Genomic DNA, 14,896 nt, shown 5'->3' on the forward strand with positions numbered 1-14,896 from the left:
CGCCGGGCCCGCCTGGGAGCTTCGACTCATTCCCCGCACCGGCCGCCTCCGTAGCGTGACCGGGGTGAAGAGCCTTCCGCGAAGTGTGATGGCCGTGGTCCTCGCGGTGACCGCGTTCGGCGCCGCGGCGTGCGGGCCGGTCAGCATCGAGACATCGCCGGTCCCGTCCGCCGCCGCCTCGCCGACCGGTCCGGCGACGGGCAACGCGACGGCCTCCGGCTCGGCGCCGAGCGCCGCGACGACGTCCGGCCCGGCGCCGGCCACCGATCCGGCCCCGGTCCGCCCGACGCGGACCTTCGCCGGCCCGCCGCCGCACGCGCAGTACCAGGAGGTCGCGGCGAACTGCACGGTCACCCACCGGCTCAGCGACGACCCGATCGTCTTCCCCGGCCTGACCGGCGCGTCCCACAACCACACGTTCGTCGGCAACCCGTCCACCAACGCGGGCAGCACGAACGCGTCGCTGCTGGGCGGGCGCAGCTCCTGCCAGGACGCGAAGGACGCGTCCGCGTACTGGTTCCCCACCCTGCTGCAGCACGGCGTACCGGTCGAAACCGGGATGGTCACGGTCTACTACAAGGCCGGCGTGAAGGACTACCGCACGGTGCTGCCGTTCCCGGCCGGCTTCCGGCTGCTGGTGGGCGACATGAAAACCCCGAGCGCCGCGGCCTTCGGGGGCACCTGGAGCTGCGGCGGCAACCTCACCGACGACATCCCGGCGTCCTGCCCGGACGGGTCGTCACTCATCGTGCGGTACCAGGCACCCAGCTGCTGGAACGGCGTCGACCTCGACCCGCCGGACCACAAGTCGCACATGGTGTACCCGGTGCGGGGCGTGTGCCCGGCCGACCATCCGGTGCCGCTGCCGATGTTCGAGATGAAGGTCCCGTACAAGCTGCCCGGCGGCAAGACCGACGGCCTGGCGTACTCGTCCGGCCCGGGCTACTCCTTCCACTTCGACTTCATGAACGGCTGGGACCCCGAGCGCCAGCGCCAGGTCATCGAACACTGCGTCAACGGCGGCCGGCAGTGCAACGGCCTCGGGGTCGACAAGCACAAGCCGTGACCCCGGCCGAGGTGTACGCGCCGATCGCCCTCGGCGCCGCCGGTGTCCTGCTCGTCGCGGTCGGCGTGCTGGAGTTCGTGCTACGGGTGCAGCGGTGCCGATCGCGCCGGAGCGGGCCGACGGTGATCCGGCCCGCACTCGGCGCCGCCGACACCGCCGATGCTGCGGACCCGCCCGGCGAGTGACCTGGCGCCGAACCACCGCGGCCCGGATCTGCCCACGTCGCGGCGCCGGTGTCCCCGTCCGGGGGACCCATCACGGCGGGTCACCCGATGTTCATGGAACCGCTCCCAGTCCTCGTAGCGCCCGGCAACGTGGTGTCCCTACGATGCCGCGGTGAACGATGGGAATGGGCCGCCGGCGCGTCGCCGGTCGGGCGGGATCGGGCTGGTGGCCGCGGTCGGCGGGACCGCCGTGCTCCTCGCGGGGGCGCTCATCGCGGCCGGCATGCTGCTCTCGTCGGCGGGGCCGGACGCCGACGCGGGCGAGAACGGCAGCCGGACGGGGCTCGGCACACCCGTCGTCGGCGCCTGGCCCGCGCCCTCCGCCCAGGACCAGGCCTCGGCCACGGCCTCGGCACCGGGCACACCGTCGAGTCGCAGCGCCGGCCCCACTGCGACGGCGTCGCCGGCCGGGCCCGCAGCGCCGGCGCCGGCGCCGGAACTGACGCTCGCGGATCCCGGACCGACCGGGGCACCCGCGCCGCCGGGCAGCAACGGCGCGAACCTGGCCCGGGGCAAGGCGGTGACGAGCTCGTCGCAGCAGGGCGCCCACTGGGCGGCGGCCAACGCCGTGGACGGCGACCCGGCCAGCCGCTGGGCCAGCCAGGCCGCCGACCCGCAGTGGCTCACCGTCGACCTGGGGTCCGTATACACCGTCGAGCGGGTCACGTTGTCCTGGGAGTCCGCGCGGGCGACGCAGTACGCGATCCGGGTCAGCGCGGACGGTGCACAGTGGACGGTGGCGCAGGCGGTCAGCGACTCCGACGGCGGCGTCGACGAGGTGCGCTTCGCCGCGGTGAGCGCGCGTTACGTGCAGATGTACGGCACGGCACGCGCCAGTAGCTACGGATACTCGCTCTACGAGTTCGAGGTTCGCTGAACCACGCAGCCGCGCTGACCGTTTCCCTCGTGTCGCAGACACAGGACAGGAGGCGGAACGTGAAGATGATCCGCGGTGGAACGGGACGGCGGGTCGTCGCCGGGACGGCGGCCGGCGCGGCGTTGTTGCTGGGCGGGGTCGCGGCACTGCAGTTCGGCGGCGCCGTCGCCGAACCGGGAACGGGCCGGCGCGGGCTCAGCGGGGCCGAGGTGGTGGCGGTGCTGGCCGCCGCCGACGCGTGCCCGGCGCTGTCGCCGTCGCGGCTGGCCGCCCAGCTGGTGGCCGACCGCTCGTCGCTCTCGGCTGAGGTGTGGAACCGGTGGGCGCCGTGGCCGCGGGCGAACCGGGCGGAGCCGGGCGCCTACGTGCAGGCTCTGTCGCATCACATGTGCCAGCTCGTCGGCCAGCTGCGTGCCGCCGGGATGGACGACGACCTGTGGCGCGACGCCCTCGCGGCGCACCAGACCGGGTCGGGCGCGGTGCTGGAGGCGGCGGGCGTGCCGGCGAGCGCCCAGGCGTACGTCGACACGGTCGGGCGATACGCCCAGTGGTACGCCGGCCAGTCGCAGCTGCGGACCGGCGCCCCGCCGAGCCTCGCCCCGCCGTCGGCCACCGCCGCGTCGACGGCGCCGAGCGGCCGGGCGACGACGACGGCCCCGGCGGCCACGACGACGGCCCCGCGGCCGGCCGCGACGGCCGGGAGCTCCGCCGCCGCCCGGCCGAGCGTCACGGTGCCGGCGACGACGGCCGCGCCGGACCGGACCGGCTGCACCGACTCCGCGAAGGTGGGTGACGTCACCGTGCGAGCGTGCTGGACATGGGGCTGGGTCAAGGGCACGTCGATCTGGCGGCCCCGGACCATGCGGCTGACCACCAGCGACGCCACCAAGGCCGTGACGGTGACCATCATGACCAGCGAGGAGAACTCGCCGGTGTCCTTGAACCTCGGGAAGGTGAGCGGCAACCTGGTGTGGCTGGTGCCGGCCACGTTCAGCTGGGACATGACCGCCGGGGTCGAGTCGACGACCACCTACGTCGTGCGGCGGGTCCCGGGCCGCCAGACCGACTGCACGGCCCGGATTCGGCACCAGCCGACCAAGGCGTTCGTGATGGACGTGACCGGGTCCTGCTGAGCGGCGTGGCGTGGCCCCGGACCGGCGAGGATTCCGGGGCCCGCCGAACGCGTGAACGCGTCCGGCCCCGGTTACAGCTCCCCCGGCCCGACCGCCGGCTCCGGCGACTCGGCTCGGGGCGTCGCGGCAGCCCGGCGGCGGGGCCGGCGGACGAGCAGCGCCAGCCCGAGCAGCGCGACGGCACCGCCGATCGCGGCGGCCCGCATCGGCAGCGCGCTCGGCGTGTCCGCCCCCGGCGGTGAGCGCGCCGGCTCCGGGCCGGCGGAGATGCCGGCGGGCGCGAAACTGGGCACCGCGCCGGTGCGGACCCGGGCGCCGCGGGCGTCGACGGGCAGCAGCAGGATCCAGCCGGGCTCGACGACGGCGTCGGTCATCCGCCGGCCGTCCGGCTGGACGCGGCCGCGGTTGAGCTCGAGGATCTCCGGGTATCGGCGGCCGTCCCCCAGCGTCTGCTGGGCGATACCGAACAGGTGCTCCCGGCCGCCGTCCGCCCCGGCCGCGACGACCGTGTACTTCACCACTGCCTGGCTCGGCGCGACCGGGCTCGGTGCCGCCATTGCCGGTGTGGGTAACAACACAACCAGAACCACGATGGCCGTGGCCAGCCTGAGAACCACGCCCGTGAAGACGGACAACGACCCGCGGCGGTTCACGGACCGGCCCACGATCCCGTTACAGGGACGTTGCCAATCGTCGTCGCGGCCGCCTCACCGCCGGGGCGCGGGTTGCGCGGGCTCGTTCGACCCCGCACGATGTCCTCACTTAAGCGTTCAAGGAAACCCACGGCACGATCGCATGGGGGCTTCACGCATGGAACCGATCGACGAGCTGATGCGCTTCATGACGCTCCGCGTCGACACCGCCGGCACGGCGCGGACCGTCCCGGCATGAGCGTGATCACGGTCCTCGTGACCGACGACAACCCGATCGTGCGCCAGGCGCTGTGTGCGGTGCTGGCCGCCGAGGACGACATCGAGGTCGTCGCCGAGGCCGGCAACGGCGTCGACGGGCTCAAGGCCGCCCGGCGCCTGCAGCCCGACGTGACCCTGCTGGACTACCGGATGCCGGTCGCCGACGGGCTCTCGATCGTGGCCGACCTCACCCGGTACACCAGCGTGCTGACGCTCACCAGCGACGACACGGAGCCGGTCATCGCCGCGATGATCCGCGGCGGGGCCCGCGGGTATCTCGTGCACGGCCAGTTCGACGCCCCCGACCTGGTCCGGGCGGTCCGCTCGGTCGCCGCGGGAGAAGGCTGGCTCTCCCCCGCCGCCGTGTCGATCGTGACCGCAGCCCTGCGCACGCAGGACGACAAGGACCGCACCGAGCGGCAACGGGCCGACTTCGCCCGCCGGATCGGGCTGACCGCCCGCGAGCGGGAGATCCTCGACCTGCTGCCGGTGGGCCTGTCCAACGGGGCGATCGGGCAGCGGCTCGGCCTGAGCGAGAAGACCGTGAAGAACCACCTCAACCACGCCTTCGCGAAGCTGCGGGTCGCCAACCGGACCGAGGCCGTCGCACGATGGACGGCGGAGGGCCCGGCAACCGAGTCCCCCGCGCCGCGGCCGTAGGCGAGCGCCGGTCGCGGCGTTGATCTACCAGGTCCCCGTCACCGTCCCGGCCCACGAAGACGGCCCGCCGCCTGCGCGGACGTCACCGGCCGGGCATGCCCGGCAGCAACCGCCGCAGTTCGCGATCGAGCGCGGCCTCGTCGGTGACCCGCACGCCGAACGGCAGGCGGATGTCGTGATGCCGCTCCGCGGTCTCCGCGCGCAAGGTCAGCCCATCGGCGTCGACGCCAACCGGCACCAGCCGGGCACCCGGGGCGGCGGTCAGGGCCGGCTCCACCGGCACGGCGAACCGGTGCACGACCTGGCGGTGGTGCCGGACCCAGCCGGCCAGGCGCGAAAGGTGCGCCGCCTCGACGGCGGCGACCGGGTCGGGACGCGCCGCGCGGTAGGCCGCGACCGGCACCTCGACGGCGGCCCCGTGGCGTTCGAGACGGATGCCGTCGGGGTGAACCGTCCACAGGTCTGTCTGCGGCAGGTCGAGCAGCGCTGTCGCGGCGTCGCTGTCGCACGAGTCGAGCAGGGCCGGATCGAACCGGCCGGCCTTGCCGGTCACGACCACCCGGGCCCGGACCCGAGCGCGCACCGGCACCGGGATGAGGCTGGTGATGTCGAGCCGGACGGCGCCGTCCGTGCCGCGGGCGGCGACCAGCAGCCCACCGACCGGGGCCATCGCGTCGACGGCGACGACAACCGTGCCGTCGGAGAAGACGGCGTGCGCGTCGAGCAGGTCGACGGCGGCGCCGGCCACCCCCAGCCGTAGCGAGGTGCAGGTCGCGAGGGCGGAGCGGACCTCGACCGCGTCACGTGAGGGCCACTCGTCGGTCAGCGCCGGCGAGCGGTCGCGTTCAGGTGTCACACCGCCCCTTCCACCGCGGTCAGCTTGAAGCAATACCCACCGTAATAGGTAAGGCTTGCCTTATTCAAGCGGACCGCGGTGTGAAGAAGTCCGGTGGCCCTGCTCACCGAGCGGGTCAGGCCGCCCGGTAGGTCAGACAGTCGCTGGCGGTGGCGCCCGGGCCGATCTCGACGGACGGCGCCGTGCAGGCCAGGTTGCTGTTGTGAACACAGTCGGTGCGGGCGCACGCGCCGACGCTGCCGGTGATCTCCGCGATGCCCCCGCGCACCGACGACTCGACGAACGTCGCACAGGACGCCGCCCCGTCGGCCGCCGCGACGGTCACGGCCGGCGCGTGACAGCCACCGCTGTTGAAGCTGCACGCAACGGCGGCGCATTCACGGACGGCAGGCATCTGCAAAAGCGTCTTCATGACTCCTCCATTCCTTGACGAGCGACCATTTCCCGACAATAGCCAGGAAATGCCCTGTCGGCGCGGTAACCGGGGGCGATGCCAGGGGATGAGGAGCAGTAATACCTGTTCAAACGGGTGATGTGCAGAGCCCCGAAAGTTCTGCGAATTCACCGCGAGGCGACGCGAAGAAGGTAAGGCTGCGCTTCTTTTGTGGTTTCGGAAAAGTAAGTGTTCCCGCGGGAACGGCTACTGCCTGAGCAGCCCCGCCGCGCCGAGGGCCGCGACGAACCGGGCGATCGCGTCCATGCACTCGGCGCGGCGGGTGTACTCGGCGACGGACCGGGCGACCACGCTGCCGTCGCCGTCGGCCAGCACCCAGCCCCAGCGGCCGCCCGGGTGCCGCTGCGCGAACGGCGGGTTGGTGCCGGTCAGGGCGGCGGCCAGCGCCACGTGCCGCAGGCACGAGGGGCGGTCGGCGAAGTCCGCCGCCGACGCGGCCAGCAAGCGGTGGTTGCCGGCCCGCAGGCACCACCGGTAGCTGCCGTCGGCGGTCGCCAGAATCTCCACACGTGTCATGCGATCAGCCGAACCGGCCGTGGACGTAGTCGGCGGTCCGCGAGTCGGCCGGATCGTTGAAGATCTGGCCGGTCGGCCCGGACTCCACGATGCGGCCCGGCGTGTCGTGGGTGGCGAGGAAGAAGGCGCAGGACTGCGAGACCCGCAGCGCCTGCTGCATGTTGTGGGTGACGATGACGATGGTGATCTGCCCGCGCAGTTCCTCGATCGTGTCCTCGACGTGCCGGGTCGAGGTCGGGTCGAGCGCCGAGCAGGGCTCGTCCATCAGCAGCACGTCCGGCGACACCGCCAGCGAGCGGGCGATGCACAGCCGCTGCTGCTGGCCGCCGGACAGGGCGCCGCCGGGCGCCCGCAGCCGCCAGCGCACCTCCTCCCACAGCCCGGCCCGCCGCAGGCTGCCCTCGACCACCTCGTCCTTGTCGGCGACCTTGACACCGGCCAGCTTCAGCCCGGAGGCGACGTTGTCGTAGATGGACATCGCCGGGAACGGGTTGGGCTTCTGGAACACCATCCCGATCCGCCGGCGTACGTCCATCGGCCGGCGGCCGGGCCGGTAGATGTTCTCGCCGCCCAGCAGCACCTGCCCGCCCAGCGACGCCCCGCGGACCATCTCGTGCAGGCGGTTGAGGATGCGCAGGAAGGTCGACTTGCCGCAGCCGGACGGGCCGATGAGCGCGGTCACCTCGCCCGCGGCCATGGTCAGACTCACCCGCTCGAGCACCTTGTGGTCGCCGAACCAGGCCGACACGTCGCGCGCCTCCAGGTCGATGAGCGGCCGGCCGGGTTCGTACGGCATCCGGCCGTGGTCGTCGACGAGCAGCTCTTCGATACCGGTCATGGGCGCCTCCTCGTTGCGTCGTGGGTCGGGTCAGTAGACATTGGGCAGGAGCCCGGCCAGGTTCTCGTAGACGTTCCAGGCGCAGGCGAGCACGATCGGCGTGAAGCACAGGTAGGTGGGCAGGCGGGCCCACCGGTTCCCGGCGAACGCGGCGGCCACGACCACCAGCAGGAACACCTGGGTCCACAGCAGCAGCGGCACCAGCGCGTCGGTGTCCTGCGCGAGGCCCTGCTCGGCGCCGGTGATCCCGGGCCGCCCGGTGGCCGCCGGTTGCGGCTGGCCGACCAGTTCGGCGCTGACGCTCACCGTCATCCGCGGGATGTAGCCGGAGTCCGCGGTGGTGAGCACGAGCCGGTTCGGCGAGCTCGCCGGGGCCGGGTGGTAGCCGTCGCCGAACGAGGCCACCACGTAGGTGGCCAGGCCCTGGCCGGTGGTCACGGTGAACCGCTCGCCCGGGCGCAGGTTCATGAGCCGGGCGAACGGTGCGCCGAAGGTGGCCGCGCGAGCGTAGATGACGCTGACGCCGGCCTGGCCCGGCAGCACCGTGTCGGCGCGGTGACCGGGCCCCTTGGTCAGCTGCCCGGCCGTGGTGCCCTCGACGACGACCGCGTCGGGAAGACCGATCCGGGGCAGGTGCAGGATGGCGACGGGCCGGCCCGCCTGCGTCGGCCCGTCCGGGGCGACCGCGTCCTTGAGCGCGGCGCCGAACTCGCCTCGAAGGTTGCGCTGGCCGCTCTGCTCGGCCACGCCCGACAGGCCGTAGAGGTAGGCCACGAACCCGACGAGGAAGAGCGCCATCAGGCTGATGCTGGCGCCGACGGCCCGCACCGCCGCGGACGAGGGGCGCGCCGAGGGCGCGCGCGGGGCCGCCGGCACAGCCGTGGACGAGGCCAGTGTCGCGGTCATCCGTCGCTCCCCATCTGCTCCAACTGCGTCCGGCGCCGCCGCAGCCGCGCCCCGATCACCGCCGGCGCGACCATCGCCGCGGCCAGCTCGAGCGCCGTCAGCGCGACGAGCACCGAGTTGCCCGTCCGGCGGCTGTCGGCCAGCCGATGCGCGGCGGTGCCGGAGTCGCCGCCGGTGCCGGAGTCGTCCGTCAGCACCTGGCCGGTGTCCGGGTCGACCCCGGCGCCCGGCGCGGCCGACGGGTTGGTCCCGCCGGCGGTGGCGCCGTTGCTGGCGCCGGTGTTGACCGACCCGTTGGTCTGAGAGCCGGCGTTGTTGCCGCCCGCGACCGCCTGCCCGTTGCTGACCACACAGTTGAGCGGGGCGGTGTGGAAGTCGCAGGGCGAGGGCTGCGGCGCGCCGGCGATGAGGTGGTTGACGCCGTCGGAGTACGTCGGGTTGTTGCACCCGATGAGCTGGCTGGTGTCGGGCACCGGCACGCTGCCCGGCACGTGCCCCATCTGGTTGAACCCGCCGACCACCAGGTTCTTGGGCAGCGGCGAGTAGCCCAGCCGGCCCGCGCTCTGCTGGGCCCCGCACAGCACGTACTTGATCCACGTGGTGAGCGTCTTGCCCTTGTCGGTGTTGAAGGCGGGCGGCGGGCCCTGCTGAACCCCGCGCGGGTCCAGCCGCGAGTCGCGGGGCACGACCAGGTAGCTGTAGCTGGAGATCGGATAGGTCCGCGGGTCGTCGTAGCTGTACACCTGGTCGAGGTTCTGCATCAGGAACGTCACCGACGTCGGGTCCTCGTCGATGACCGCCTTCTGCAGGGCGATCGCCACGTTCGAGGGAGTCGGCAGGGCGTAGTAGCCCTTGGCGTTGAGCACCTTGACGACCGGGATGCCGTTGTTGAGGGCGTAGGCGTACTCGTCGTAGCCGATCGAGCCCACGCCGTACGACGGCGAGGCGACGTAGTTGGCGACCTGGTCCGACCCCTGGCGCTGCACCGAGCCGGTGAACTTGGGGTAGAACTCGGTCGGCGGGCAGGGCGCCCCGACGCCGAAGCCGCCGCAGAAGGCGTTCCACTGCGAGGCGTACTGCTTGGACATCCAGCGGGTGAACTGGTAGGTCGCGCCGGAGCCGTCGGAGCGGGTCACCACGGTGATCTTCTGGCTGGGCAGCTGCGCGCCGTAGTCCCGGGTGATCGCCGGGTCGGACCAGTTGGTGATCTTTCCGGTGAAGATCTTGACGATCGTGTCGCCCGACAGCCGCAGGTTCGTGATCTTCTGGTTGCCGACCTTGAGGTTGTACATCAGCGCGGTGCCGCCGGCCACGATCGGGATGTACGAGTACGCGTAGCTGCTGTTCTCGATGCCCCCGCCGAACGGGTCGCCCTGGGTGAGGAAGGCGATGTCGGTCGCGGCGAAGTCCACCTCGTTGAGCGTGTACGCCTGCCGCCCGGCCGCGGAGCCGCTCGCCGTGAAGTTGATGACGATGCCCTGCGGGTGCACGTCGGTCGACCAGGCGTCGATGGCCGGGGCGGCCCAGGACGAGCCGGCCCCCTTGATGGCGACGTAGCTCTCGGCGCTGGCCGGGGACGGCACCGCGACGAGCGCGACCATCAGCAGGGCGGCGACCGCGTACGGCCAGCGCCGCGGCGTTCGAGCGATCATGACGACTCCACGGGCTGTCGGTCGTGCCGGTACGCGGCCGCGTCGCGGGCCATCCGCCGCTGCTGGCGGCGGGTCAGCTCGCCCGGGGTGCCGCCGCCGATGATCCGGGCGAGGACGAAGAGCGCCAGCACCGCGATCATCAGCGCGAGGCCGGCGCCGAACGCGCGCGCGACCATGTCGGGCTGGGGATACCGCACGTAGTTCCAGATGTAGAGGGGCAGGCTCAGCTGCGGCCCGGTGAACGGGTCCGAGTTGAGCTCCTTGGTGAAGCCCGACGCCAGCAGCACCGGCGCGGTCTCGCCGACCGCCCGGGCCATGGCCAGCACCACTGCGGTGCCCAGGCCGGACCGCGCGGTGGGCAGCACGACGTTCCACACGGTGCGCCACTGGCTGGCGCCCAGCGCGTAGGACGCCTCCCGCAGGCCGTTGGGCACCAGCCGCAGCATCACCTCGGACGCGCGGGTCACGATAGGGATCATCATGACGGTCAGCGCCAGGGAGGCGGCGAAGCCGGACTGCTCCAGGCCCAGGGTGAGGATGACGACGGCGTAGATGAACAGGCCGGCGATGATCTCCGGCAGGGCGGTCATCGCCTCGACGATCACGCGGACCGGGCGGGCCAGCGAGCCGCCGATCTCGGCGAGGAACAGCGCGGCGAGCACGCCGAGCGGGACCGAGAAGAGCGTGGCCAGGCCGAGCTGCTCCAGCGAGCCGATCAGGGCGTGCAGCACGCCGCCGCTGGTGAGCGGGTCGAGCGGCCCGGTGATGCCCATCGTCTCGGTGAAGAAGTTGCCGTGGCGCAGCGCCGGGGTGCCCCGGTAGACGGTGTAGCCGATCTGGGCGACCACCACGACCAGCACCAGGAGCCCGCCGGTGGCCAGGGCGACGCCGGCGACCCGGTCGACCAGCACCCGACGGCCCCACCGCGCGGCCGAGACCAGGCCGTAGAGCAGCAGGAACACGACGTACCAGCACAGCCAGAAGCCGACGAGCCCGGTGAAGGGCAGCAGCCGCTCGTAGAGCAGCCAGACCAGGGCCAGCGCCCCGGCCGCGGAGCAGACCAGCGACAGCACCGCGTCGGCGGTGAGCCGATGGAGTTGCAGCGGCTCGTCGCGGACGGCCGGCTCGGACACAGTCGGATTCGACATCGTCAGTCCGCGGTCTGCAGGCCGGAGCGGGACCGGCTGATGATGATCGAACCGAGGGTGTTCACGGCGATCGTGATGGCGAACAGGGCGAGGCCGGCGGCCATGAGTGAGGACAGCATCTGCGGGGTGGACTCCTGGTAGCGCAGGGCGATCAGCGCGGCGATGGACATGCCGCTGTTCTCGAAGATCCGGTAGGCGATCTCGAAGGTCGGCGAGATGATCAGCGCGATGGCGATGGTCTCGCCCATGGCCCGGCCGAAGGCCAGCATGACCGCGCCGATCACGCCGCCGCGGCCGTAGGGCAGTACGACGGCGCGGATCATGCCCCAGCGGGTCGAGCCCAGCGCGTAGGCGGCCTCCCGCTCGGACTGCGGGGCCTGGGAGAAGACCTGCCGCGAGATCGACGCGATGATCGGGATGAGCATCAGCGACACGACGACGCCGGCCAGGAACGTCGACGTGGTGAACGACGACGGCGTGTGCTCGCCGCGCACCTCGAAGATCGGGACGAACCCGAGGTGCTCCGACATCCAGCGGATCGTGCCGATGGCCCGGGGCTGCAGGAAGAACACGCCCCACAGGCCGTAGATGATGCTGGGGATCGCGGCCATCAGGTCCACCAGCGAGATCAGCGGCCGGCGCAGCCACGCCGGCGCCACCTCGCTCATGAACAGCGCCGCGGCCAGCGCCACCGGCACCGCGATCACGAGCGAGATGACGGCGATGATCGTGCCGTCGGGCAGCAGCGCGCCGATGCCGAACCGCCCGCTGGAGGGAATCCACTCGCGGGTGGTCAGGAACCGCCAGCCGACCTTGGCCAGCACCCCGCCGCCCCGCATGACCAGGAAGAACGCGATCAGTCCGGTGACGGTGAGCACGGCCAGGCCGCCGCCGCGCAGCACCGCCCGGAAGATCACGTCGCCGGTCGAGTAGGCCGGCGCGATGACCAGCCGCTCCTCGGCGCCGGTGGCCTGCTCGTCGCGGTGCCGTGGGTCGTACTCGCGGGTTGAGGTCAGTTCGTGAGCCATCAGCGCATCCAGCCGAAGAGCCAGTCGAACGCGGCGCGGGTGCCGTTGGCCAGGCTCAGCCCCGCCCCGGTGCGGCCCAGCACGTAGGTCACCGGTCCGGCCACGGCGAGCAGGCCGCCCACGATGAGCAGAACCGGCAAGGTGTACCGCATGAGCCCCACCGCGTCGGGATGAATGTCCCCGGCGGCCCGGGTCGACGGATTCGCCGCCGCCGACGCGGACGAGGAGGCCGACGGCCGCGAGCCGGAGTTGGGCGTCGCCGAGCCGGCCGCGGTCGTGGCGCCCGTCGTGTGATTCGCGTTGTTCCCGCCGCCGGTGCCGGAGTTGCCGGTCGGATTTCCGTTGCTCGGCGGCGCGCTCGCGCAGTCCCCGGTGCCCACCTTGCCCGCCGCGGTGCTCGTCTGGGTCTTCTGCGACGAGGTCAGCGCCAGGTAGCCCACGCCGAGTTGGCCGGCCCCGGTGCCGTACACCTGCCGGGAGGACGCGGCGTCGTTGAGCATCCGGGTGACGGCGGCGGCATGCTCGGCCGGCAGCCCGCAGGTCGGCACGACGGCGTAGGAGGTCGCCGTCAGCGGATAGGCCTTCGGATCGGTGCTCGCCACGTTGGCGTGCTGCGTGATGCCGTCGTCGTTGGTCTGGTAGGCGTTGACGGCCGCGCCCATCGACTCCAGCGTCGGCGCCACGTACTGCCCGGCGTTGTTCTTCAGCTGCGCGGTCGGGAAGTCGAAGGCGGCCGCGTCCGCCCCGGCGACCACCGCGAACAGCGCCCGCTGGCCGGGGGCGGTGGCGGGCAGCGCCGCGTGCACGTAGGACCCGCCGGTCGGCGGCGGGTAGCCGGCGTAGTTCACCGCGGTGGACTTGCCCTGGACCAGCGTGTCGGCGACGTTGCTCAGGCCGGCCTTCGGGAACCAGGTCGACTGCATGCCCCACAGCTCCGAGGGCACCCCGCCGGGGTTGGGGAACTCCTTGGTGAAGCCGGGGTCGAGCGCCTGGAACTGGTCCAGCGGGTAGGCGATGCCGCGGTAGTTGGTGTTGACGTGCATGCCGTGGCCGTCGTCGGCCCCGGAGAGGAACGCGGCCGCGTCCGGGTCGGCGGCGATCCAGCGGGTCAGCTCGTACGTCAGGTCGCTGTTGCCCGCCACGACGGTCGGCAGCAGGCCGCCGGTGGCGGCGAGGGTGAAGTCGATGCCGGCGACCTGGGGGTTGAGCGCCAGGAACTCCGGATCCGCGAGGATCGTGCGCGGGTTGCCGGCGACCGCCGGATCGCACAGCGGCGCGGGGGTGAGCGCCGCGTCGCACTGGTCGGTGAAGCCCATCGTGTACGACTGGGTGAGCATCTTCGCCACCAGCCGGGCGTTGAGCTTGATCCCCGTGATCGGGCGGTACGTGTTCGGATCGTCGAGGTAGTAGGCGATCGCGATGGACGAGTTGGCCAGCGGCGCGTAGGTGAACTTGCGCTGGCTGGCGCTCGCGGCGTCGGCCGGCACCGGGCGGGTCACCATCGCCAGGTCCAGGCTCGAGGTCAGGGCGCCGGCGCCGTGCAGGAACGCGTCGCGGGCCTGGTACTCATTCAGGCTGCCGTCGTAGTTGAAGTGCAGCCCGTCGGCCCCCTCGCACCAGGCGGTCCGCCACTGCGCCATCGCCCGGGCCAGCAGCGGCGAGCCCTCCGAGGCGAACGCGTCGGTGCCCGACGGGCACTCGGACGGCGTCTCGGAGAAGTTCAGCGGCACCATGATCCGGTCGTTCCAGGAGCAGTGCTTGGCGATGGAGGCGTTGCCGGCGGTGTCGGAGACGAAGTCAGTGTCGAGGTTGTGGTCGGCGCAGTTGGGTGTCGGCAGGCCCTGGGCGTCGTAGTTCTCCAGGCCGATGTGGTCGCCGCCCCAGTTGGGCACCACGACCAGCCAGCACGGGTGGGTGCGGTCGCAGCCGAGCCACTTGTTCTCGAACGCGGTCTCCACCGCGATGGTGGCCTGGCCGGTGCCGTCGGCCAGGGTCTGGAACCAGCCGGCGTTGGCCGCGCCGGACCACGCCTGCACGTCACTGCGGGCGTGGTAGCACGAGCCCTTGCCGGTGTTGCCGGGGCCGCCCTTGTAGACGTCGTCGGGCAGCAGCAGCCCCTGGGAGTCGAACCAGCTCAGGTTGGGCGCCTCGGTCGGCACGACCTGGCCGGCGTCGTTGACCGCGCCACGGCACTCGTAGATGCCGACGCCGTAGTCGCTGATGTCGCCGGGCGTGAAGTTGGACCACGAGACGCGGACGGTCTGGTAGGTGAGATTCGACGTCTGGCTGACCGTCACCGCGGGCCGCGCGGAGATCGGCACCAGGTTGACCGGGTCCCAGGCGGTGTCGCCGCCGAACGTCCCGGTGCAGGTGGTGCCGTTGGCACCGCTCGGGGCACAGGTGGTCTGCCCCATCCCCGTGACGGCCGCCTGCGCGGCCTTCCACGGCAGGCCGGGCGCGACGGCGATGAACGCCATCGTCACCGCGACGATCGCCGCGGCGAACAGCCGCCGGTGCGAGCGCAGCGTCCTAACCATGTCTTGCCGCTCCCAGAGGTCGTGTGCGGGCTGCTGCCGGGAACCGAGGGGTTCCCGGCAGTCTGTCGTTCCTGGCGGTGCCGGGGATTG

General features: G+C 72.6%; 15 protein-coding genes. 5 read left to right on the plus strand and 10 right to left on the minus strand.

The features are described 5' to 3' along the window. Positions 1-64 precede the first annotated feature (64 nt). The 4 genes from ACQPY0_RS36255 to ACQPY0_RS36270 all read left to right on the plus strand — a co-directional run bounded on the left by ACQPY0_RS36255 (position 65) and on the right by ACQPY0_RS36270 (position 3,300). On the plus strand, positions 65-1,066 hold the full coding sequence (locus ACQPY0_RS36255; RefSeq protein WP_432971116.1) for a DUF1996 domain-containing protein: 1,002 nt from the start codon (positions 65-67) through the stop codon (positions 1,064-1,066). Next, on the plus strand, positions 1,063-1,251 hold the full coding sequence (locus ACQPY0_RS36260) for a hypothetical protein (RefSeq protein WP_432971119.1): 189 nt from the start codon (positions 1,063-1,065) through the stop codon (positions 1,249-1,251). Before ACQPY0_RS36255 ends, ACQPY0_RS36260 begins: the two co-directional genes overlap by 4 nt. A gap of 151 nt (positions 1,252-1,402) precedes the next feature. Next, positions 1,403-2,167 carry a discoidin domain-containing protein gene (locus ACQPY0_RS36265; RefSeq protein ID WP_432971122.1) on the plus strand — a complete coding sequence of 255 codons (765 nt, stop codon included), beginning with the start codon at positions 1,403-1,405 and terminating at the stop codon, positions 2,165-2,167. Between the two features lie 59 nt (positions 2,168-2,226). Continuing rightward, positions 2,227-3,300, plus strand: a complete 1,074-nt coding sequence (locus tag ACQPY0_RS36270) for a hypothetical protein (RefSeq protein WP_432971125.1) — start codon at positions 2,227-2,229, stop codon at positions 3,298-3,300. Positions 3,301-3,371: 71 nt separating this feature from the next. Here the strand turns inward: ACQPY0_RS36270 and ACQPY0_RS36275 are convergent, their stop codons facing one another. Then, positions 3,372-3,857: a hypothetical protein gene (locus ACQPY0_RS36275; protein WP_432971128.1), complete on the minus strand. Its 486-nt coding sequence runs from the start codon at positions 3,855-3,857 to the stop codon at positions 3,372-3,374. A 330-nt stretch (positions 3,858-4,187) separates the two neighbouring features. Between ACQPY0_RS36275 and ACQPY0_RS36280 the strand changes: the two genes are divergently transcribed. Next, a complete protein-coding gene (locus tag ACQPY0_RS36280) occupies positions 4,188-4,871 on the plus strand; it encodes a response regulator (RefSeq protein WP_432971131.1) in 684 nt (227 codons plus the stop codon). An 82-nt stretch (positions 4,872-4,953) separates the two neighbouring features. Here ACQPY0_RS36280 and ACQPY0_RS36285 read toward each other — a convergent pair whose 3' ends face one another. The 9 genes from ACQPY0_RS36285 to ACQPY0_RS36325 all read right to left on the minus strand — a co-directional run bounded on the left by ACQPY0_RS36285 (position 4,954) and on the right by ACQPY0_RS36325 (position 14,806). Further along, complete coding sequence (locus ACQPY0_RS36285; RefSeq protein WP_432971134.1) at positions 4,954-5,727, minus strand: DUF2470 domain-containing protein; 774 nt, start codon at positions 5,725-5,727, stop codon at positions 4,954-4,956. Between the two features lie 115 nt (positions 5,728-5,842). Continuing rightward, positions 5,843-6,139, minus strand: a complete 297-nt coding sequence (locus ACQPY0_RS36290) for a DUF1540 domain-containing protein (RefSeq protein WP_432971137.1) — start codon at positions 6,137-6,139, stop codon at positions 5,843-5,845. A 228-nt stretch (positions 6,140-6,367) separates the two neighbouring features. Continuing rightward, complete coding sequence (locus tag ACQPY0_RS36295; protein ID WP_432971140.1) at positions 6,368-6,697, minus strand: hypothetical protein; 330 nt, start codon at positions 6,695-6,697, stop codon at positions 6,368-6,370. Positions 6,698-6,701: 4 nt separating this feature from the next. After that, positions 6,702-7,535 carry a phosphate ABC transporter ATP-binding protein gene (locus ACQPY0_RS36300; RefSeq protein ID WP_432971143.1) on the minus strand — a complete coding sequence of 278 codons (834 nt, stop codon included), beginning with the start codon at positions 7,533-7,535 and terminating at the stop codon, positions 6,702-6,704. A gap of 30 nt (positions 7,536-7,565) precedes the next feature. After that, entirely contained in the window at positions 7,566-8,441 is an 876-nt protein-coding gene (locus ACQPY0_RS36305) for a sortase (RefSeq protein WP_432971146.1), read from the minus strand. Then, positions 8,438-10,093: a phosphate ABC transporter substrate-binding protein PstS gene (locus ACQPY0_RS36310; protein ID WP_432971149.1), complete on the minus strand. Its 1,656-nt coding sequence runs from the start codon at positions 10,091-10,093 to the stop codon at positions 8,438-8,440. Before ACQPY0_RS36310 ends, ACQPY0_RS36305 begins: the two co-directional genes overlap by 4 nt. Next, on the minus strand, positions 10,090-11,241 hold the full coding sequence (gene pstA / locus ACQPY0_RS36315; protein ID WP_432971152.1) for a phosphate ABC transporter permease PstA: 1,152 nt from the start codon (positions 11,239-11,241) through the stop codon (positions 10,090-10,092). Before pstA ends, ACQPY0_RS36310 begins: the two co-directional genes overlap by 4 nt. Positions 11,242-11,243: 2 nt before the next feature. Next, the gene (pstC, locus tag ACQPY0_RS36320) at positions 11,244-12,269 is read right to left on the minus strand and encodes a phosphate ABC transporter permease subunit PstC (RefSeq protein ID WP_432971155.1); all 1,026 of its coding nucleotides are present in this window, start codon (positions 12,267-12,269) and stop codon (positions 11,244-11,246) included. Further along, complete coding sequence (locus ACQPY0_RS36325; RefSeq protein ID WP_432971158.1) at positions 12,269-14,806, minus strand: hypothetical protein; 2,538 nt, start codon at positions 14,804-14,806, stop codon at positions 12,269-12,271. The genes pstC and ACQPY0_RS36325 overlap by 1 nt, the downstream gene beginning before the upstream one ends. Positions 14,807-14,896 lie beyond the last annotated feature (90 nt).

The sequence above is a fragment of the Dactylosporangium sp. CA-233914 genome (genome assembly GCF_050942935.1).
GTDB lineage: Bacteria > Actinomycetota > Actinomycetes > Mycobacteriales > Micromonosporaceae > Dactylosporangium.

Excerpts from the sequence above, each read along its gene's own strand:
- ACQPY0_RS36300 (WP_432971143.1), bottom strand. The coding sequence starts at position 7,535 with ATGACCGGTATCGAAGAGCTGCTCGTCGACGACCACGGCCGGATGCCG.
- ACQPY0_RS36325 (WP_432971158.1), bottom strand. The coding sequence starts at position 14,806 with ATGGTTAGGACGCTGCGCTCGCACCGGCGGCTGTTCGCCGCGGCGATC.
- ACQPY0_RS36290 (WP_432971137.1), bottom strand. The coding sequence starts at position 6,139 with ATGAAGACGCTTTTGCAGATGCCTGCCGTCCGTGAATGCGCCGCCGTT.
- pstA (WP_432971152.1), bottom strand. The coding sequence starts at position 11,241 with ATGTCGAATCCGACTGTGTCCGAGCCGGCCGTCCGCGACGAGCCGCTG.
- ACQPY0_RS36280 (WP_432971131.1), top strand. The coding sequence starts at position 4,188 with ATGAGCGTGATCACGGTCCTCGTGACCGACGACAACCCGATCGTGCGC.
- pstC (WP_432971155.1), bottom strand. The coding sequence starts at position 12,269 with ATGGCTCACGAACTGACCTCAACCCGCGAGTACGACCCACGGCACCGC.
- ACQPY0_RS36275 (WP_432971128.1), bottom strand. The coding sequence starts at position 3,857 with ATGGCGGCACCGAGCCCGGTCGCGCCGAGCCAGGCAGTGGTGAAGTAC.
- ACQPY0_RS36295 (WP_432971140.1), bottom strand. The coding sequence starts at position 6,697 with ATGACACGTGTGGAGATTCTGGCGACCGCCGACGGCAGCTACCGGTGG.
- ACQPY0_RS36310 (WP_432971149.1), bottom strand. The coding sequence starts at position 10,093 with ATGATCGCTCGAACGCCGCGGCGCTGGCCGTACGCGGTCGCCGCCCTG.
- ACQPY0_RS36305 (WP_432971146.1), bottom strand. The coding sequence starts at position 8,441 with ATGACCGCGACACTGGCCTCGTCCACGGCTGTGCCGGCGGCCCCGCGC.